This is a genomic window from Curvibacter sp. GW821-FHT09D12 (genome assembly GCF_059416245.1).
In genome coordinates this window covers 1-15,270 of record NZ_JBWKOU010000022.1, presented here as the reverse complement: position 1 = coordinate 15,270, position 15,270 = coordinate 1, and the positions used below count along the sequence as shown (strand labels likewise).

19 protein-coding genes are annotated in these 15,270 nt (G+C 66.0%); 8 read left to right on the top strand and 11 right to left on the bottom strand.

What is annotated here, in order from left to right:
• Position 1: 1 nt before the first annotated feature.
• The 8 genes from AC07PT_RS24740 to AC07PT_RS24705 all read right to left on the bottom strand — a co-directional run bounded on the left by AC07PT_RS24740 (position 2) and on the right by AC07PT_RS24705 (position 5,652).
• Complete coding sequence (locus AC07PT_RS24740; protein WP_492350103.1) at positions 2-814, bottom strand: glycosyltransferase family 2 protein; 813 nt, start codon at positions 812-814, stop codon at positions 2-4.
• Positions 815-842: 28 nt separating this feature from the next.
• Positions 843-1,730, bottom strand: coding sequence for a glycosyltransferase family 2 protein (locus AC07PT_RS24735; protein WP_492350104.1), 888 nt, complete (start codon positions 1,728-1,730; stop codon positions 843-845).
• A 40-nt stretch (positions 1,731-1,770) separates the two neighbouring features.
• The gene (locus AC07PT_RS24730; protein WP_492350105.1) at positions 1,771-1,977 is read right to left on the bottom strand and encodes a zinc-finger domain-containing protein; all 207 of its coding nucleotides are present in this window, start codon (positions 1,975-1,977) and stop codon (positions 1,771-1,773) included.
• A gap of 37 nt (positions 1,978-2,014) precedes the next feature.
• Positions 2,015-2,953, bottom strand: a complete 939-nt coding sequence (locus AC07PT_RS24725; RefSeq protein WP_492350106.1) for a branched-chain amino acid transaminase — start codon at positions 2,951-2,953, stop codon at positions 2,015-2,017.
• 80 nt (positions 2,954-3,033) lie between these two features.
• Complete coding sequence (locus AC07PT_RS24720; RefSeq protein ID WP_492350107.1) at positions 3,034-3,462, bottom strand: glycerate kinase; 429 nt, start codon at positions 3,460-3,462, stop codon at positions 3,034-3,036.
• A gap of 95 nt (positions 3,463-3,557) precedes the next feature.
• On the bottom strand, positions 3,558-4,949 hold the full coding sequence (gene radA, locus AC07PT_RS24715; RefSeq protein WP_492350108.1) for a DNA repair protein RadA: 1,392 nt from the start codon (positions 4,947-4,949) through the stop codon (positions 3,558-3,560).
• A 104-nt stretch (positions 4,950-5,053) separates the two neighbouring features.
• Positions 5,054-5,533 carry a DUF2442 domain-containing protein gene (locus tag AC07PT_RS24710; RefSeq protein ID WP_492350109.1) on the bottom strand — a complete coding sequence of 160 codons (480 nt, stop codon included), beginning with the start codon at positions 5,531-5,533 and terminating at the stop codon, positions 5,054-5,056.
• Positions 5,530-5,652 carry a DUF4160 domain-containing protein gene (locus AC07PT_RS24705; protein ID WP_494658500.1) on the bottom strand — a complete coding sequence of 41 codons (123 nt, stop codon included), beginning with the start codon at positions 5,650-5,652 and terminating at the stop codon, positions 5,530-5,532. The genes AC07PT_RS24710 and AC07PT_RS24705 overlap by 4 nt, the downstream gene beginning before the upstream one ends.
• Positions 5,653-6,120: 468 nt before the next feature.
• Here AC07PT_RS24705 and AC07PT_RS24700 point away from each other — a divergent pair, with 468 nt between their 5' ends.
• The 4 genes from AC07PT_RS24700 (at position 6,121) to AC07PT_RS24685 (ending at position 9,249) form a co-directional block, all read left to right on the top strand.
• Complete coding sequence (locus AC07PT_RS24700) at positions 6,121-6,651, top strand: hypothetical protein (protein WP_494658469.1); 531 nt, start codon at positions 6,121-6,123, stop codon at positions 6,649-6,651.
• A 121-nt stretch (positions 6,652-6,772) separates the two neighbouring features.
• Positions 6,773-7,513: a HipA family kinase gene (locus AC07PT_RS24695; protein ID WP_494658468.1), complete on the top strand. Its 741-nt coding sequence runs from the start codon at positions 6,773-6,775 to the stop codon at positions 7,511-7,513.
• Positions 7,510-8,334: a DUF3037 domain-containing protein gene (locus AC07PT_RS24690; protein ID WP_494658467.1), complete on the top strand. Its 825-nt coding sequence runs from the start codon at positions 7,510-7,512 to the stop codon at positions 8,332-8,334. Before AC07PT_RS24695 ends, AC07PT_RS24690 begins: the two co-directional genes overlap by 4 nt.
• Positions 8,335-9,051: 717 nt before the next feature.
• On the top strand, positions 9,052-9,249 hold the full coding sequence (locus AC07PT_RS24685; RefSeq protein WP_494658466.1) for a hypothetical protein: 198 nt from the start codon (positions 9,052-9,054) through the stop codon (positions 9,247-9,249).
• A gap of 50 nt (positions 9,250-9,299) precedes the next feature.
• Here the strand turns inward: AC07PT_RS24685 and AC07PT_RS24680 are convergent, their stop codons facing one another.
• From AC07PT_RS24680 to AC07PT_RS24670, 3 genes are all read right to left on the bottom strand, one after another.
• Positions 9,300-10,376, bottom strand: coding sequence for a threonine aldolase family protein (locus AC07PT_RS24680; protein WP_494658465.1), 1,077 nt, complete (start codon positions 10,374-10,376; stop codon positions 9,300-9,302).
• A 36-nt stretch (positions 10,377-10,412) separates the two neighbouring features.
• Positions 10,413-11,561, bottom strand: a complete 1,149-nt coding sequence (locus AC07PT_RS24675) for a GGDEF domain-containing protein (RefSeq protein WP_494658464.1) — start codon at positions 11,559-11,561, stop codon at positions 10,413-10,415.
• Between the two features lie 135 nt (positions 11,562-11,696).
• The gene (locus AC07PT_RS24670) at positions 11,697-12,131 is read right to left on the bottom strand and encodes a GFA family protein (protein WP_494658463.1); all 435 of its coding nucleotides are present in this window, start codon (positions 12,129-12,131) and stop codon (positions 11,697-11,699) included.
• 190 nt (positions 12,132-12,321) lie between these two features.
• Between AC07PT_RS24670 and hpaR the strand changes: the two genes are divergently transcribed.
• From hpaR to AC07PT_RS24650, 4 genes are all read left to right on the top strand, one after another.
• Positions 12,322-12,786 carry a homoprotocatechuate degradation operon regulator HpaR gene (hpaR, locus tag AC07PT_RS24665; RefSeq protein ID WP_494658462.1) on the top strand — a complete coding sequence of 155 codons (465 nt, stop codon included), beginning with the start codon at positions 12,322-12,324 and terminating at the stop codon, positions 12,784-12,786.
• A complete protein-coding gene (locus tag AC07PT_RS24660; protein WP_494658461.1) occupies positions 12,783-13,427 on the top strand; it encodes a fumarylacetoacetate hydrolase family protein in 645 nt (214 codons plus the stop codon). The genes hpaR and AC07PT_RS24660 overlap by 4 nt, the downstream gene beginning before the upstream one ends.
• Entirely contained in the window at positions 13,424-14,200 is a 777-nt protein-coding gene (locus AC07PT_RS24655) for a fumarylacetoacetate hydrolase family protein (RefSeq protein WP_492350116.1), read from the top strand. The genes AC07PT_RS24660 and AC07PT_RS24655 overlap by 4 nt, the downstream gene beginning before the upstream one ends.
• A 5-nt stretch (positions 14,201-14,205) precedes the next feature.
• Positions 14,206-15,270: aldehyde dehydrogenase family protein (locus tag AC07PT_RS24650; protein WP_494658460.1), on the top strand; the 1,065-nt coding region annotated here is incomplete at its 3' end.

The following is a 15,270-nucleotide window of genomic DNA, read 5'->3' as shown; positions in this document are numbered from 1 at the left end:
CTCAACGCCCCACCGATTGGCTCAGGCTGTCGCGGTCGTAATACAGCGCGGCATAGCGGAAGAAGCACTCCAGGGCGATGAAGAAACAAAACAGAAAGCCCGGCCCGCCCCCCATGAAGCCCAGGCGGAACACATACAGGCGCAAGAAGATGGCAAAGGCCGAGGCCATGCCACGCAACACCCCCCCGCGCTTGCCGGCGGCGGCCCGCTTGGCGGCGCCCAGCATCGCGTACTGGGTGAGCTTTTCCAGGCTGCCGCGCACCGTCTCGCGCGAGTAATGCAACAGCTTGGCCTTGAAGGCGTGGCGCGGCAGGGGCTGGCCGCCATCGCGCAGCACGGCGTGCTCGTGCACCACCCCGTCAAAGCGTTCGATCATGTCGCGCCGGAACATGCGGTCCAGGCGCGACTGCGACAGAAAGTGCTTGAGCTCGCGGCCGTAGGCCACCACGCTCCACTCGATCTGCCACACCGCGCGCTCATTGGAGCGCACCGCGGCTTCGATCTCGGCCTGCAGCGCGGGCGTGACCACTTCGTCAGCGTCCAGGTAGAACAGGTAATCGCCCGTGGCATGCGCCAGCAGCCGGGTGCGCTGCACGGCAAAGCCCTGCCAGTCGGGGTACAGGTGCACCTCGGCGCCCAGGCGCCGGGCGATGGCCACGGTGTCGTCGGTGCTGCCGCTGTCCACCACCACCACCTGGTCGGCAAAGGCAGCGCTGCGCAGGCAGTTCTCGATGCGGTGCGCCTCGTTCTTGGTCAGTACGCCGATGGTCAGGGTCGGCCGATCGGCACGCACAGCAGGGGAAGATTGCGACATGGTGGGTTCAAGAAAAGTGGGAACGGCCTCAGGCCTGCGGCGGCAATTGCCACACGCCGCGCAGGCGGCCCCAGGCGCGCGCCAGATGCTTGGGCGAGAGCAGCAAGGCGCGGGCCAGCACGTTCAAGGCCGCCGACGCCATCAGGCGCCGATGCGCCCGGCGCCCCGCCACCGCCCCCAGGTGCTTGGCCATGAAGCGGATCTTGGACTGCGCATGGTGGTAGCCGCGCCAGTACTCCGAGCGCCAGGGCCGCGGCCCGCGCACCGAGCCACGCGACAGGTGGGTGACGCGGATGTCGGGCAGCACCAGGATCTGGCCCTGGCGCTGGAACACGCGCAGGCACAGGTCCTCGTCCTCGTAGTACAGGAAAAATCGGGGGTCGAAAAAACCCACCGGGGCCATGGCCGCCATGTTCAGCAGCATCACGGCGGCACAGGCATAGCCCACGGCCAGCGGGCCTTCGGCGGCACCGGTGCGGGGCTTCCAGGCGTGGCGCGGCCAGCTGTAGTTGACCTGCAGGCGTCCGTCGCTGTCGGTCAGCTGCGGCACCAGCACGCTGGCCTCGGGCCATTGCCGTGCGGCACGCACCAGCGCACCAATCGCCTCGGGGGTGAGCACGCAGTCGGGGTTCAGCAGCAGCGCATAGGGCGTGGCCACCTGGGCCAGGCCGGCGTTGTTGGCCACGCCATAACCTTTGTTGGCCTCCAGCCGCAGCAGGCGCGCCGCCGGCAGGCAGCGCGCCACCTGGGTGGGCGTGTCGTCCTGGCTGGCGTTGTCCACCACGATGACGTGCGGCAGGCGTGCCAGTGCCTGCCCCAGCACCGGCAGGCAGTGGCCACTGTTGTAGGTCACCACCAGCACGGTGACCTGGGCCAGCAGGTCATCGAGCAGCAACTCGGTTTCCGGGGCGCTCATGCCAGACGATGGGGTGTGGGGCCCGCGGGCCGCCAGGGCATCAGTGGTGATGCGACACCACTTCGCCCGCCTTCAGGCGGTACACCGTGCCGCAATACGGGCACTTGGCCTCACCGGTGCGGGCCACGTCCAGATAGACCTTCGGATGGCTGTTCCACAGCTTCATGTCGGCCTTGGGGTTGGGGCAGAACACGCCCCCCTGGGCGTTGAGGTCCTTGGCCAGCAATTCAACAGCAGCGCTACTCATGGGGTCCCTTGTTTGGAATATGGAAATGCAATGACGCTCAGACCGGGCTCAGCCAGTGGGCGTATTGGGGGTTGCGGCCGTTCACGATGTCGAAGAACGCCGACTGGATTTTTTCAGTGATGGGCCCGCGCGAGCCGATGCCGATCTCGATGCGGTCCAGTTCGCGGATCGGGGTGACCTCGGCGGCTGTGCCGGTGAAGAAGGCTTCGTCGGCAATGTAGACCTCGTCGCGGGTGATGCGCTTTTGCACGATCTCCAGGCCCAGGTCCTTGGCAATGTGGAACACGGTGTTGCGGGTGATGCCGTTCAGGGCACCAGCCGACAGGTCGGGGGTGTAGATCACGCCGTTCTTCACGATGAAGATGTTCTCGCCCGCACCTTCGGACACAAAACCCGAGGAATCCAGCAACAGGGCTTCGTCGTAGCCGTCGTCGGTGGCTTCCATGTTGGCCAGAATCGAGTTGCTGTAGTTGCTCACCGCCTTGGCCTGCGTCATGGTGATGTTGACGTGGTGGCGGGTGTAGCTGGAGGTCTTGACGCGGATGCCGCGCTTCAGGCCCTCTTCGCCCAGGTAAGCACCCCAGGCCCAGGCGGCCACCATCAGGTGGATGGTGTTGCCTTTGGGGCTGACGCCCAGCTTTTGCGAGCCGATCCAGGTCAATGGGCGCAGATAGCAGCTTTCAAGCTTGTTTTCACGCACCACAGCTTTCTGGGCTTCGTTGACTTCTTCCTTGCTGAAGGGCAGCTTCATGCGCAGGATCTTGGCGCTGTTGAACAGGCGCTCGGTGTGGTCTTCCAGGCGGAAGATGGCCGTGCCGTTGACCGTGTTGTAGGCGCGCACCCCCTCGAAGGCGCCACAGCCGTAGTGCAGGGTGTGGGTCAGGACGTGGATCTTGGCGTCGCGCCAGTCCACCATCTGGCCATCCATCCAGATCTTGCCGTCGCGGTCGGCCATTGAAGGGGCGAGTGTGCTCATGCGCTGGTGTCCTTGGGTGTTTGCCGTGCTGATGCGAAAACCCCGCCACGGCACACCGCCGGGCAGGTCAAAACCCGATTTTAAGGGGCCGGCGCGGCATCGGAATCGTCGTCCTCACTCACAGGGGGGCGGTACAGCGTCCATTTCACCAGCCGGCCATTGAGGAATTCGGCCGTCACATGGGATTTGGAGCCATCGGTCCAGCGGAAAACCTCGGGCTGCTCATCCTTGGCCGAGAGCTGCTCGCCCAGGGCACGCGTCAATGCCAGCACGTGCAGCATGGGCACGCCAGGGCGCAGCTTGGCGTTGAGCATCACCGCGCTACCCACATAACCGATGGGATTGTTGTTGGCCCGCTTGAGCACCTGCATGAGGCGGGTGTAGTGCATCAGCACCCACATCACCACGCCCCCCAGGGCCACCGCCACGCCCCCCAGGCCATAGGCCCGGTACGACATCGCCACCAGCAGGATGCCACCCACGGGCACCAGGATTTTCTTGAAATTCATGCGCGCATTGTCCTATGAGCGTGAGCCCCGGGGCCTTGTGGCTTGTGCGTAGCGCCAGCCTGGGCGGCGCTGGGCGGGCTCCGGCAGGCTCGGGCTCACTCGAACTCGCGGCGGATCAGGTCGATGGCCTCGTCCACCCGCTCGACCGCGTGCACGGTCAGGCCCTCGATGGGCTTCTTGGGCGCATTGGCCCGCGGCACCACCGCCACGCTGAAGCCCAGCTTGGCGGCCTCTTTGAGCCGCTCCTGGCCGCGCGGCGCGGGGCGGACCTCACCGGCCAGGCCCACTTCGCCAAAGGCCAGAAAGCCCTTGGGCAAGGCCTTGCCGCGCAAGGACGAGGTGATGGCCAGCAGCACCGCCAGGTCGGCCGCCGGCTCGCTGATGCGCACCCCGCCCACGGCGTTGACGAACACGTCCTGGTCCATGCAGGCCACGCCGGCATGTCGGTGCAGCACGGCCAGCAGCATGGCCAGGCGGTCGCGCTCCAGGCCCACGCTGAGGCGACGCGGGCTGGGGCCGCCGCCGTCGACCAGGGCCTGGATCTCGACCAGCAGCGGGCGCGTGCCCTCCAGCGTGACCAGCACACAGCTGCCGGGCACCGGCTGGCTGTGCTGCGACAAAAAGATCGCGCTGGGGTTGCTCACCCCCTTGAGGCCGCGCTCGGTCATGGCAAACACGCCGATCTCGTTGACCGCGCCAAAGCGGTTCTTGATGGCCCGCACCAGGCGGTGGGTGGAATGGGTGTCGCCCTCGAAATACAGCACCGTGTCGACCATGTGCTCGAGCACGCGCGGGCCGGCCAGCGCGCCCTCCTTGGTGACGTGGCCGATCAGCACGATGGCGATGCCTGTGCCCTTGGCCAGGCGCGTCAGGTGGGCTGAACACTCGCGCACCTGCGCCACCGAGCCCGGTGCCGAGCTGAGCTGGTCGCTGTAGATGGTCTGGATCGAGTCGATCACCGCCACCGCCGGCTGGCGCGCCTCGACCGTGGCCAGGATTTTTTCGAGCTGGATCTCGGCCATCACCTTGACCTGGCTGTTGTCCAGGCCCAGGCGGCGCGAGCGCAGCGCCACCTGGGCGCCGCTTTCCTCACCGGTCACGTACAGGGTCTCCAGCCCGCTGCGCTGCAGCGCATCGAGCGCCTGCAGCAACAGGGTCGACTTGCCAATGCCCGGGTCGCCCCCGATCAGCACCACCCCGCCCTCCACGATGCCGCCGCCCAGCACCCGGTCCAGCTCCTCCAGCCCGCTGGGCGTGCGCGCCACCTCGGTCGCCTCGATGGCCGACAGCGGCGTGACCGCCTGCGCCAAGCCCGCATAGCCCGAATAGGACGGCGTGCTCAGCCGGTTCTTGCTGGCCGCGCCCGAGCCCTCGGCCACCGACTCGACCAGGGTGTTCCAGGCATTGCACTGCGGGCACTTGCCCAACCACTTGGCACTGGTGCCGCCGCATTCGGTGCAGGTGTAGACGGTTTTTTCTCGGGACATGGGGAGGGGGCTTGGAGAACAGGCGGCCACTATATCGGCTGGCGCAGGGCCTGTGCGGGTCAGTGGCCCGGATGGAACTGCCCCCAGTCAGGCCTGCAGCCCCGTCATAGCGCCGCGGCGAAGGTGGGGCCGAAAGAGGCCGGGGCCGCAGCCTGCGCAGAAAAGCCCACACAGGCCAGCGCCACGTGGCGCGGCACCGGCCTGGCGCCACTGCGGTAATAGGCCAGCATGCGGCGCGACAGGCCCAGCGCCTGCGCCGCCTGGTCCAGGGTCAGATGGTGACGCTCCATCCATTCGATGATGAACTCATGCGAGGCCTCACCCGCCTGCTCGATCGCCCGGGCCCGCAGGTTGTCTGCCGCCAGCTCGAGCGCATCGTCCGGGCCCCAGATCACGCTACCCCCCCAATCCCCGAGGCCGGCCGTGGCAAACACCGCCGGATCCTGCAAGGCGGCCAGGCTGGGATAACGACGGATCACCGGGCTCAGATCCAAGGTCAGGATCTGACCGTCGGCATAGTGCAATTGCAGGCCATGAGGGGGGATGACCTGCACCGACTGCAAGGTGAAGTGCGGATGACTCATGGATTCAGCTCCTTCCAGCGCGTCAGCAAGAGGGGTCGATGTTCAGCCGCCCATTTCAGAGCATCAGACAGCTCGCGCTGCCCCAGATGCCCCGAAAAGACAGCCAAGGTCGAGATCACCACCAACGCTTCGCGCCCATCACGAGCGCGAACATGAAAATGAGGGGGGGGTGGTCGGCGGCATACATCGTCACGTTGCCATTGGCTAGACGGAGCAGTGTAGGCATGACATTGAAAGAGTGCAATGAATGCACCCTATCCGCCCCTAGACCTGCACCGTGATGCATCCATCGCCTGAACAGACCGGTGGTCCAAAGCAGAACGCCGAAGCCGCCATCGAGCAGCCGCTCCGCAACGGGCATCTGTCACCCCCTGAATGGACAGGGGCCACTGACGAACGTCTTCATGCGTTCAACAACGCCAGGGCGTGTCAACACTGATCTCATCGGCGCGAAGCCTGCTGGCCAAGCGCCAATCAAGGCGCGTGTCGCGGCCTAGCGCCAAGGATTCAAACACAATCAAGGCCATGCCCCGCTCCACCCTCACCCCCTGCTGCGGCGCCTGCTGCTCTTCATCCTGGTGCTGCCAGTGCTGGCCTGGTTCATCGTGAAGCCGGTGCGCGTGGCGCTGCCGGGGCTCAACGACGTGAGCTGTGTGGCACAGATCTGCGTGGACGACGCAGCCCGCCTGGGTCAAGCCCAGCAGCTGGAGCGCGAGGCCCGTGATTTCATCGCGCAGCGCTTTGGGGTGCAACTGGCGCAGCCCCGGCTGGTGTTCTGCTCTCAAGCCACCTGTGCCGAGCAGTTCGGCCTGGGGGCTCGGTCTGCCGTGACGGTGGGGACCCTAGGCACGGTGATCGGGCCCAAGGCCTGGCGATCCCACTATGTGCGCCACGAGCTGATCCACCAGCTGCAGGCCGAGCAGTTGGGATCAGTGCTGCTGTTGCTCAAGCCCACGTGGCTGATCGAAGGCATGGCCTACGCCCTGAGCGACGACCCCCGCCCCCAACTGGCCGAGCCCTGGCAGGCGCACCGGGCGCGGTTTCTGGACTGGTATGGGCAGGAGGTACCTGCGGCGTTGTGGGAGCGTGCGCGGCAGACGTGGGTCATGGCGCGTTAGGATGACAATTCACCTGCAATGTCCCCGTCGAGGGGGCTTGCCTGCGTCATCAAACCCACAACAGTTCGATGACGAAATTCAAGGCAAATGCTGACTTGTGTGCCAAGGGATGAGTAAATCAATGCCAGATCACGCTCCCATCGTTCAGATTGTTGAAGTGCTAGGCTCCAGCGAACAAGGGCAGGCACGCCCTTATCTGTGCCGAGGGGCAGACGATCATCTTTATTACGTCAAAGGGCAACAAACCAACAGGGCAAGTCTTTGGCGTGAGTGGATTTGCGGGCACCTTGCACAGGCTTTCGGGCTGCCGATTCCGCCATTCAGGCTTGTGCAGGTTGACGAATGCTTGCATCAGGAATTGCCACGTGAGCTAAAAGATATTGGGCATTTGCCCGCATTCGGCTCTCGCAAGCACGCCAACGCTGGGTGGCTGGAATGGGGTGTCGCAGATCGTGTGCCAGAGTCGGCACAACGGGATATCCTGGTCTTCGACTGGTGGATCAGAAACACCGACCGAGTCAAAGGCAACTCGAACCTGCTGTGGGATGCAATGCAGGAGGGGGTTGTGGTGATCGACCATAACAACGCGCTCGATCCCACATTTGATTCAAATAGCTTTTTGGAAAGCCATCTCTTCTCTAGACAATGGAAGCCGCTCACCGGCGATTTGGTCACCATGGCTCAGTATCAACAAAGGCTATGCGAAGCACTACCTGCCGCCACACAAGCCACCCAACAGGCCCCGGAAGAGTGGATGTGGGAAAATTCTCAGTTCGACATTCCGGCCAAGTTTGACCTGAAAGGTGCCTTGGCTGTACTTTCACGATGTGCTGCAGATTCTGAACTTTGGAGGACGGTATGAAGCCAGTTGCGTGCCGCTACGCCGTGGTTCAGTTCACGCCATACAGCGAAACAGGTGAGTTCGCGAACGTGGGGGTGGTGCTCATATGCCCCAGTACCCAATACTTCGGGTTTCAGCTGCAGACCCGTCGATACAAGCGGATCACGGGGTTTTTCGAGGAGTTGCCCAAGGATGTGTACCTGCGCGCCATGCAACTCATCAAGGCAGAGTTGGAGCGCATTGCCGGTGTGGTGGCAGCGGCACCAGAATCTGGCCGGGTGGAATACCTTCGCCATGTGTTTGACGGCCTGATCCACCCACGCGAAGCGATCGTGCGCTTCAGCACGACCAAAGTGGTGCTGACCGACAACCCAGCGGCTGAACTGACCCGTCAATTTGACCACTACGTCGATCGCGCATTTGCCTCGCAAGAGTATGTCGAGCAAGCCATTGAAAAGCGCATTCGCCAGCTGCTCAGCGGGCTTGAGCTGCCGCGCCCTTTCCGGGCAGAGAAAGTGGGCAACCAGGATGTGTACGTGCGATTTCCCCTGGTCCAGCGGCAGGGCACGCAGATCTCCAAGATCATCAAGCCCTTCAATCTAAATCAAAGAGAGCCGATGGGCATCTATGACCACGGAGGGACTTGGGTTCAACGGGTTCGGTTGCTGCGCAAGCACAGCCTTTTGCCGCCAAACGTCTTGTTTGCGGTGTCGGCCCCCCCGGAGTCTGATGGCAAGCGCCACGCTGCATTCAGCGAGATTCAACGTGATCTGCAGGCCGAAAGCGTGATTTTGGTAGACGAACAGGCCAGCCACCGCATTGAAGAGTTCGCACTGGCTTGAACGGAGGCCCGCGTGATCGTTGTGCGGCCCATTGCATGCTCCTGGCGATGAGCAGCCGCTGCAGCGGCCCCTTGCCAACATAAGGCCCATCGGCAGTATTCGTGATTCGTGAATATTGCATTGCTGGTCAATTTGCCCCATTCGCTGGCGGGCATGCCCCTAAACAGCCAGCACGAGAATGAGTCAACGGCTTCTATCACCCTGATGCCCACACAGAGAGGCAATAGAACACGCCTCCCGCCCATTGAGCCCGATGTTCTGCCGCCCAAGCACCACGTCAGAACCGGGCTCACCGATCAAGACCGGACATTGACCCGGGCAAGCAGCGCCCAACTGAAGCTAGATGGCCTTCCTCCACAAGGACCGTCATGCCCCTAGGCATGGTCCCCTATCTCGAACTTTGGAGGACAGTATGAAACCAGTTGCGTGTCGCTACGCCCTGACCCGGCTCAGGCTCTGCGGCCAATCATTTGCAAAGACGGCCTTTGTGCGCCTCTGCCGTCAGGCAGGCATGCACGTGAACGAGCAAGATCGCCTGCATCTGCCGGCCGAGCGTGCGGCTGTGCACAGGATGCCGGCCAAAACACCTTTGACGGCAAGACTGACGCGGATGAGCGACGAGGTCCGACTGCGCAGTCGGTAGAAGCCCAACCCGCCGAGGTCGACCCCATCCACCGCAGCCTGGCCCGCCTGGGCGCAGACCAACCGCAAGAGCGCATGGAGCTGTTGCGTGGCGAGTTCGTGGACGTGCTGCCCGTCAGCCGCAGCTTTGAATTCCGGCTTGCCAACGCTCAGGAGATCATCCGGAGCAGGATGTCTTCACACTTGCACGATGTGGATGAGCTCAACAAGCACCTGAACCAGGCCGTCCAGATTCAGGTCACCCTGGCCACGGGCGGCCGCGCTACCTGCTGACCGAGATGCCCCCGTGGCAAGCTGTGGGCGATGCTTGATGGCCCAACAGCTTATCGGGCCCGCCCGCCCCAAGCCTCCAAGGCCTCCAAAAACCCCGCCACCTGCCCCTCCTCCGTGGCCCACGAGGTGACCAGCCGGATCACCGAATGCTGCGGCTCGGCCGCGGGGCCCCAGGTGTGGAACGAGAAGCGCTCTTGCAGCCGGGCGATGAGCGCATCGGGCAGGATGGGAAAGACCTGGTTGGTCTCGACCCGGGCCGAGAGGGCGTAGCCCTGGGCGACGATGCCGGCGGCCAGTCGGGCGGCCAGGGCGTTGGCTCGGCGGGCCAGCGCGGTGTAGAGGTCGATCTCGCCTTCACCCTCGGCTTGATCGAACAGCACCTTGAACTGGGTGCCCAGCAGCCGGCCCTTGGCCAACAGGCCGCCGCGCTGCTTGATGTGGATGGCGAAGTCGGGCTTCAGCGCGGGGTGGCAGACCACGATGGCCTCGCCCAGCAGGGCGCCGGCCTTGGTGCCGCCGATCCAGAACAGATCAGCCAGGGCGGCGATGTCGGCCAGGGTGACATCGCTGTGGGGCGAGGCCAGGGCGGCGCCCAGGCGCGCGCCGTCGACGAAAAGAATGAGGCCGCGCTGCCGGGCCAGGGCCGAGAGGGCTTGCAGCTCGGCCAGGGTGTAGACGGTGCCGATCTCGGTGGCGTTGGACAGGTACAGCAGCCGGGGCCGGGCCATGTGGGGGAAGTGGGCGTTGGCGGCCAGCGCGCTCTCGATGTGGGCGGGGGTGAGCTTGCCGTCCACCGCGGGCACGGTGATCAGCTTGTGCCCGGTGGCCTCGATGGCACCGGCCTCGCGCCCCACGATGTGGCCCGATTGGGCGGTGATGACGGCCTCGTGCGGGCGCAGGCAGGCCGCGATCGAAATCAGGTTGGCCAGTGTGCCGCTGGCCACAAAGTGGATGTCGCCCTCAAAGCCGGGGCCCACGCGGGCCTGGATGCGGGCGATGGCCTCGGCGGTGAAGGTGTCGATGCCGTAGGGAGCTTGCTGTACGAGGTTGGATTCGACCAGGGCGCGCAGGATCTCGGGGTGGGCGCCTTCGCTGTAGTCGTCCAGAAAGCTGTAGGGGGTCGGCATGGGCTGTGGGGGTGATGCGAGGATGGATCGGAGGGTTCAGGCAGCCACCCGGTTGCGCCCTGCCGCCTTGGCCAGGTACAGGGCCTGGTCGGCACGGGTGAGCACGGTGTCCCACTCGGTGTCGGTGGGCAGCACGGTGGCAATGCCGATCGAGACGCTGCAGGCCGGGGTGTTGTCGGGCCCCGGGGGCAGGGCCTCGACGCGGGCGCGCAAGCGTTCGGCCAGGGCGTGGGCCGAGGCCGGGTCGCTGGCGGGCAGCAGGGCCAGAAATTCTTCGCCGCCATAGCGGCCCAGGTGGTCGGTGGCGCGCAGCGCCTGCTGCACCTCATCGGCCACGCGGCGCAGGGTGCGGTCGCCGGCCTGGTGGCCCAAGGTGTCGTTGATGCGTTTGAAGTGGTCGAGGTCGAGCAGCAACAGGGCATAGGGTTGGCCCAGGCGCCGAAAACGATCGTGCTCCTGCCCCACCAGCTCCAGGATGGCGCGGCGGTTGAACAGATGGGTCAGCTCGTCGTGGCGGGCCAGGTGCTCGAACTCCTGCCGCACCCGTTCGCTGGCCATGAGCTGGGCGCCGACCAGCACCATCAGGATGGTGAAGCTGAAGGTGGCCACGAACACGGTGTGGATGGGTGAGCCGGGGTCGAAGCGCTGGGTGGTGGGCAAATCCACCCAGTAGGTGGACAGACCCCGGGCCAACAGCACCAGGGTCTGCCAGGCCATGGCGATCATCATCACCCGCGAGGCAAAGCCGCGACCGTGGCGGTACAAGGTGCGGGTGTGGGCCGCGCAGATCAGGGCCATGACCAGGCCGAAGATCAGCATGCGGGGCCGGTAGTCGGGCCAGAGGTCAAAAAACACCCACAGACCGAACAGGCACAAGCCACACAGCGCCACCCAGGGGCCCCAGCGCCAGGACAGGCCGAAGAAATCGCGTGTGCCCGCCAGCAGGCACACGGTGCAAGCCAGCAGCAGGCCATTGCCGGCCAGGCCGACCAGGGTGGCGGGCAGCACGCCCAGCAAGCCATAGAACACGGTCGAGCCCAAGGCCAGCAAGGCCGCCACGGCCCACAGCCGCAGGCCATGGATGCGCGACGGAAAGTTGCGCTGCATGCCCATCAGCACCAGGCCCAGCACCGCGCACTGCAAGGCGGCCAGCAGGTTGAAACTGCGCATGTCGAGGGCAAGCATGAGGCGGGTGCGGTGTCAGGCGGCCGTGACCGCCCTGAAAAACAAAAAGAAGACGACCGCCCAGTGTAGTGATGGCGCTCTCCGGGCGTCGTGCGGGGCCATCAGCCCTGGGGGGGGGGGCGTGGCGCGGGCGGCTCAGCGCCCCGCCGGGGCGGCTGGGGCTGCCGCACTGAACCCCTCCAGCGCCTCGTCCAGGCAGGCCCAGGCAGGGGCGCTGGCAGTCCAGATGTTGGCGGTGGGCTGGATGCGCGAGGGCTCGTCCAGGGTGCCAATGCGCACCACCGTCAGGCCGGGACGGCCGCTGGAGTCTGAGAACAGCTGGGTGCCGCAGTGGGTGCAGAAACGGCGCGTGACGGTGTTGCCACTGTCGGCCGGCTTGTCAAACCGGCCAGGGCTGCCGCTGATCTCCATGGCGTCGCTGGCAAACATCACGTTGGCGGTGCCATTGGAGGCAATGCGCTGGCAGTCGCGGCACCAGCAGATGCGGGCGGCGCCGGGTTCAGCCGCGATGCGAAAACGGATTTGGCCGCACAGGCAGCCGCCGAGGTAGGGGGCAGAAGACACGCTCATGAGACAGGGCTCCTCGTTGTTCCGGGCTGAGGGTGGAATGGACTGGCGGCGGCAGCAGGCGCTGGGCGCCGCGGCATGCACTGTCGCACAAGTTGCCCGCCAGGCTCGGCCGCATCGGGCAACGCAGCCGTGAGTCCAGGGGTTTTCACCAAGGGCTCTTCATCCATCAAACATTTAACATGTTAAATAAATGAGCCCCCCACCCCTGCCCCCCGTCCCGCCCACGATCCAGCCATTTGCCCACCGCAACCTGCCGCGCCTGTTGCTGCAGGCGCGCGAGGCGGTGATGGCGCACACCCGGCCCAACCTGCGCCAGCATGGACTGTCGGACCAGCAATGGCGGGTGCTGCGGGTGCTGGGCGAGCATGGCGTGGTCGAGACGGGGCGGGTGGCGCGAGAGGCCTTCATCCTCGGGCCCAGCCTGACCGGGGTGTTGACGCGCATGGAGCGCGACGGCCTGATCCAGCGCCAGCGTGACCCCGACGACGCCCGCCGCACCGCGGTGCAGGCCACCGACAAGGGCCTGCGCCTGGTGGAGACGCTGTCTTTCACCATCGAGGCCCACTACCAGTGGATGGAACAGACCCTGGGCAAAGACAAGCTGCTGCAGCTCTACCAGCTGCTCGACACCCTGATCGAACTGGAGCAACCATGAGCCCCGCCCCCTGGCAACCCGCAGGCACCGTCTATGGCGCGCTGCTGAACTTCCGCCGCGAATACGAGCAGTGGCAGCCCCGCATGCACGAGGCTCCCTACAAGGCCCCCCCGCAAGCCCCGGTGCTGTACGTGAAGACCGCCAACACCTGGAACCCCGATGGCGGCCAGGTGGCCCTGCCCCCCGGGGTGGCCGGCGTGGAGGCCGGCGCCACGATCGGCCTGGTGATGGGCGAGCAGGGCCCGGTGGCCTGTGCGCTGCTCAATGACTTCAGCCTGCCCCATGCCAGCTACTTTCGCCCGCCGGTCAAGTTCCGCTGCCGCGACGGCTTTCTGGGCACGCCCGGGCAGACCGTACCGCTCACCGCCCTCGCCGACCTGGCTGCGCTGCAGTTGCAAGTCCATGTGAACGGCGCCCTGCGCCAGACGGTGGCGCTGTCGCAGCTGATGCGCCCGGCCGCCACCCTGCTGGCCGAGGTCAACGCCTTCATGACGCTGCGCCCCGGCGATGTGCTGATGCTGGGCTGCGATGTCGGCCCCGACGGCCACCGCCCCCTGCTTCAGCCGGGTGACACCGTCACGCTCACCGCCCCGGGCCTGGCGCCCCTGACCCACCACATCCGCACCGAGGCCCTGGCATGAAGCACGCCCGCATCCTGCTCAACAACGCCCCCGAGCGCGGCCCGCTGCACGCAGTGGAAGACGAGGGCGCGCTGCGCCTGGACGAGGGTCAGCGCGTGCCCTTCGAGGCCGTTCAATGGCTGCCGCCGCTGGCACCGGTGTCGCGGGCGCGCAGCATTTTTGCGCTGGGGCTCAACTACGCCGACCACGCCAAAGAGCTGGCGTTCAAGCCGCCCGAAGAGCCCCTGGCCTTCATCAAGGGCGAGGCCAGCCTGATCGGCCACCGGCAGCACACCGTGCGCCCGGCAGGCGTCAAGTTCATGCACTACGAATGCGAGCTGGCGGTGGTGATCGGCCGCACGGCACGCCACGTGAAGCGCGCCGACGCCTACGACTACGTGCAGGGCTACACCGTGGCCAACGATTACGCGATACGCGACTACCTGGAGAACTGGTATCGCCCCAACCTGCGCGTGAAGAACCGCGACACCTGCACCCCGCTGGGTCCCTGGCTGGTGGACGCGGCCGACATCCACGCCCGCCCCGGTGGCCCCATGAACCTGGCCTTGCAGACCACGGTGGACGGCCAGATCACCCAGCGCGGCAACACCCGCGACATGGTGTTCGACGTGCCCTATCTGATCGAGTACTTCAGCGCCTTCATGACGCTCTCGCCCGGCGACCTGATCCTGACGGGCACCCCCGATGGGGTGGTCGACTGCCCCCCAGGCGCCGAGATCGTGACCACCATCGAAGCCATCGGCGAACTCCACAACTTCATTCGACAAGGTTGAGCCCCATGCAACAGATCCAGCACCTGATCAACGGCCAGAGCGTCGCCGGCCGCGACACCTTCGAAACCATCAACCCCGCCACCCAGGAGGTGCTGGCCGAAGTCGCCAGCGGCGGCGAGGCCGAAGTCCACGCCGCCGTGGCCGCCGCCAAGGCCGCCTTCCCCCAATGGGCCGGCCTGCCCACCACCGAGCGCGCCAAGCTCATGCGCAAACTCGGCGAGCTCATCACCCGCCACGTGCCCGAGATCGCCCAGACCGAGACCAACGATTGCGGCCAAGTCATCTCCCAAACCGGCAAGCAGCTCGTGCCCCGCGCGGCCGACAACTTCAGCTACTTCGCCGAGATGTGCACCCGCGTGGACGGCCACACCTACCCCACCCCCACCCACCTCAACTACACCCTGTTCCACCCCGTGGGCGTGTGCGCCCTCATCAGCCCCTGGAACGTGCCCTTCATGACCGCCACCTGGAAGGTGGCCCCCTGCCTGGCCTTCGGCAACACCGCCGTGCTCAAGATGAGCGAGCTCTCCCCCCTGTCCGCCGCCCGCCTGGGCGAGCTGGCCCTGGAGGCCGGCATCCCCGCCGGCGTGCTCAACATCGTGCACGGCTATGGCCAGCAGGCCGGTGAACCCCTGTGCAGCCACCCCGATGTACGCGCCATCAGCTTCACCGGCTCCACCGCCACCGGCAACCGCATCGTGCAAAGCGCGGGCCTCAAGAAATTCAGCATGGAGCTGGGCGGCAAGAGCCCCTTCGTGATCTTTGCCGACGCCGACCTGGACCGCGCCCTGGACGCCGCCGTGTTCATGATCTTCAGCAACAACGGCGAGCGCTGCACCGCCGGCAGCCGCATCCTGGTGCAAAAGTCGATCTACGCCGACTTTGCGCAGAAGTTCGCCGAGCGCGCCCGCCGCATCACCGTGGGCGACCCGCTGGACGAAAAAACCATCGTGGGCCCCATGATCAGCCCCGCCCACCTGGCCAAGGTGCGCCGCTACATCGAGCTGGGCCCCAAGGAAGGCGCCACGCTGCTGTGCGGCGGCCTGGACCGCCCGGCCTACGCGCCCGAG

Bases quoted from the DNA above. Each gene is read 5' to 3' on its own strand.
- AC07PT_RS24740 (WP_492350103.1), bottom strand. From the start codon at position 814: ATGTCGCAATCTTCCCCTGCTGTGCGTGCCGATCGGCCGACCCTGACC.
- AC07PT_RS24735 (WP_492350104.1), bottom strand. From the start codon at position 1,730: ATGAGCGCCCCGGAAACCGAGTTGCTGCTCGATGACCTGCTGGCCCAG.
- AC07PT_RS24730 (WP_492350105.1), bottom strand. From the start codon at position 1,977: ATGAGTAGCGCTGCTGTTGAATTGCTGGCCAAGGACCTCAACGCCCAG.
- AC07PT_RS24725 (WP_492350106.1), bottom strand. From the start codon at position 2,953: ATGAGCACACTCGCCCCTTCAATGGCCGACCGCGACGGCAAGATCTGG.
- AC07PT_RS24720 (WP_492350107.1), bottom strand. From the start codon at position 3,462: ATGAATTTCAAGAAAATCCTGGTGCCCGTGGGTGGCATCCTGCTGGTG.
- radA (WP_492350108.1), bottom strand. From the start codon at position 4,949: ATGTCCCGAGAAAAAACCGTCTACACCTGCACCGAATGCGGCGGCACC.
- AC07PT_RS24710 (WP_492350109.1), bottom strand. From the start codon at position 5,533: ATGAGTCATCCGCACTTCACCTTGCAGTCGGTGCAGGTCATCCCCCCT.
- AC07PT_RS24695 (WP_494658468.1), top strand. From the start codon at position 6,773: ATGCCAGATCACGCTCCCATCGTTCAGATTGTTGAAGTGCTAGGCTCC.
- AC07PT_RS24690 (WP_494658467.1), top strand. From the start codon at position 7,510: ATGAAGCCAGTTGCGTGCCGCTACGCCGTGGTTCAGTTCACGCCATAC.
- AC07PT_RS24685 (WP_494658466.1), top strand. From the start codon at position 9,052: ATGGAGCTGTTGCGTGGCGAGTTCGTGGACGTGCTGCCCGTCAGCCGC.
- AC07PT_RS24680 (WP_494658465.1), bottom strand. From the start codon at position 10,376: ATGCCGACCCCCTACAGCTTTCTGGACGACTACAGCGAAGGCGCCCAC.
- AC07PT_RS24675 (WP_494658464.1), bottom strand. From the start codon at position 11,561: ATGCTTGCCCTCGACATGCGCAGTTTCAACCTGCTGGCCGCCTTGCAG.
- AC07PT_RS24670 (WP_494658463.1), bottom strand. From the start codon at position 12,131: ATGAGCGTGTCTTCTGCCCCCTACCTCGGCGGCTGCCTGTGCGGCCAA.
- hpaR (WP_494658462.1), top strand. From the start codon at position 12,322: ATGAGCCCCCCACCCCTGCCCCCCGTCCCGCCCACGATCCAGCCATTT.
- AC07PT_RS24660 (WP_494658461.1), top strand. From the start codon at position 12,783: ATGAGCCCCGCCCCCTGGCAACCCGCAGGCACCGTCTATGGCGCGCTG.
- AC07PT_RS24655 (WP_492350116.1), top strand. From the start codon at position 13,424: ATGAAGCACGCCCGCATCCTGCTCAACAACGCCCCCGAGCGCGGCCCG.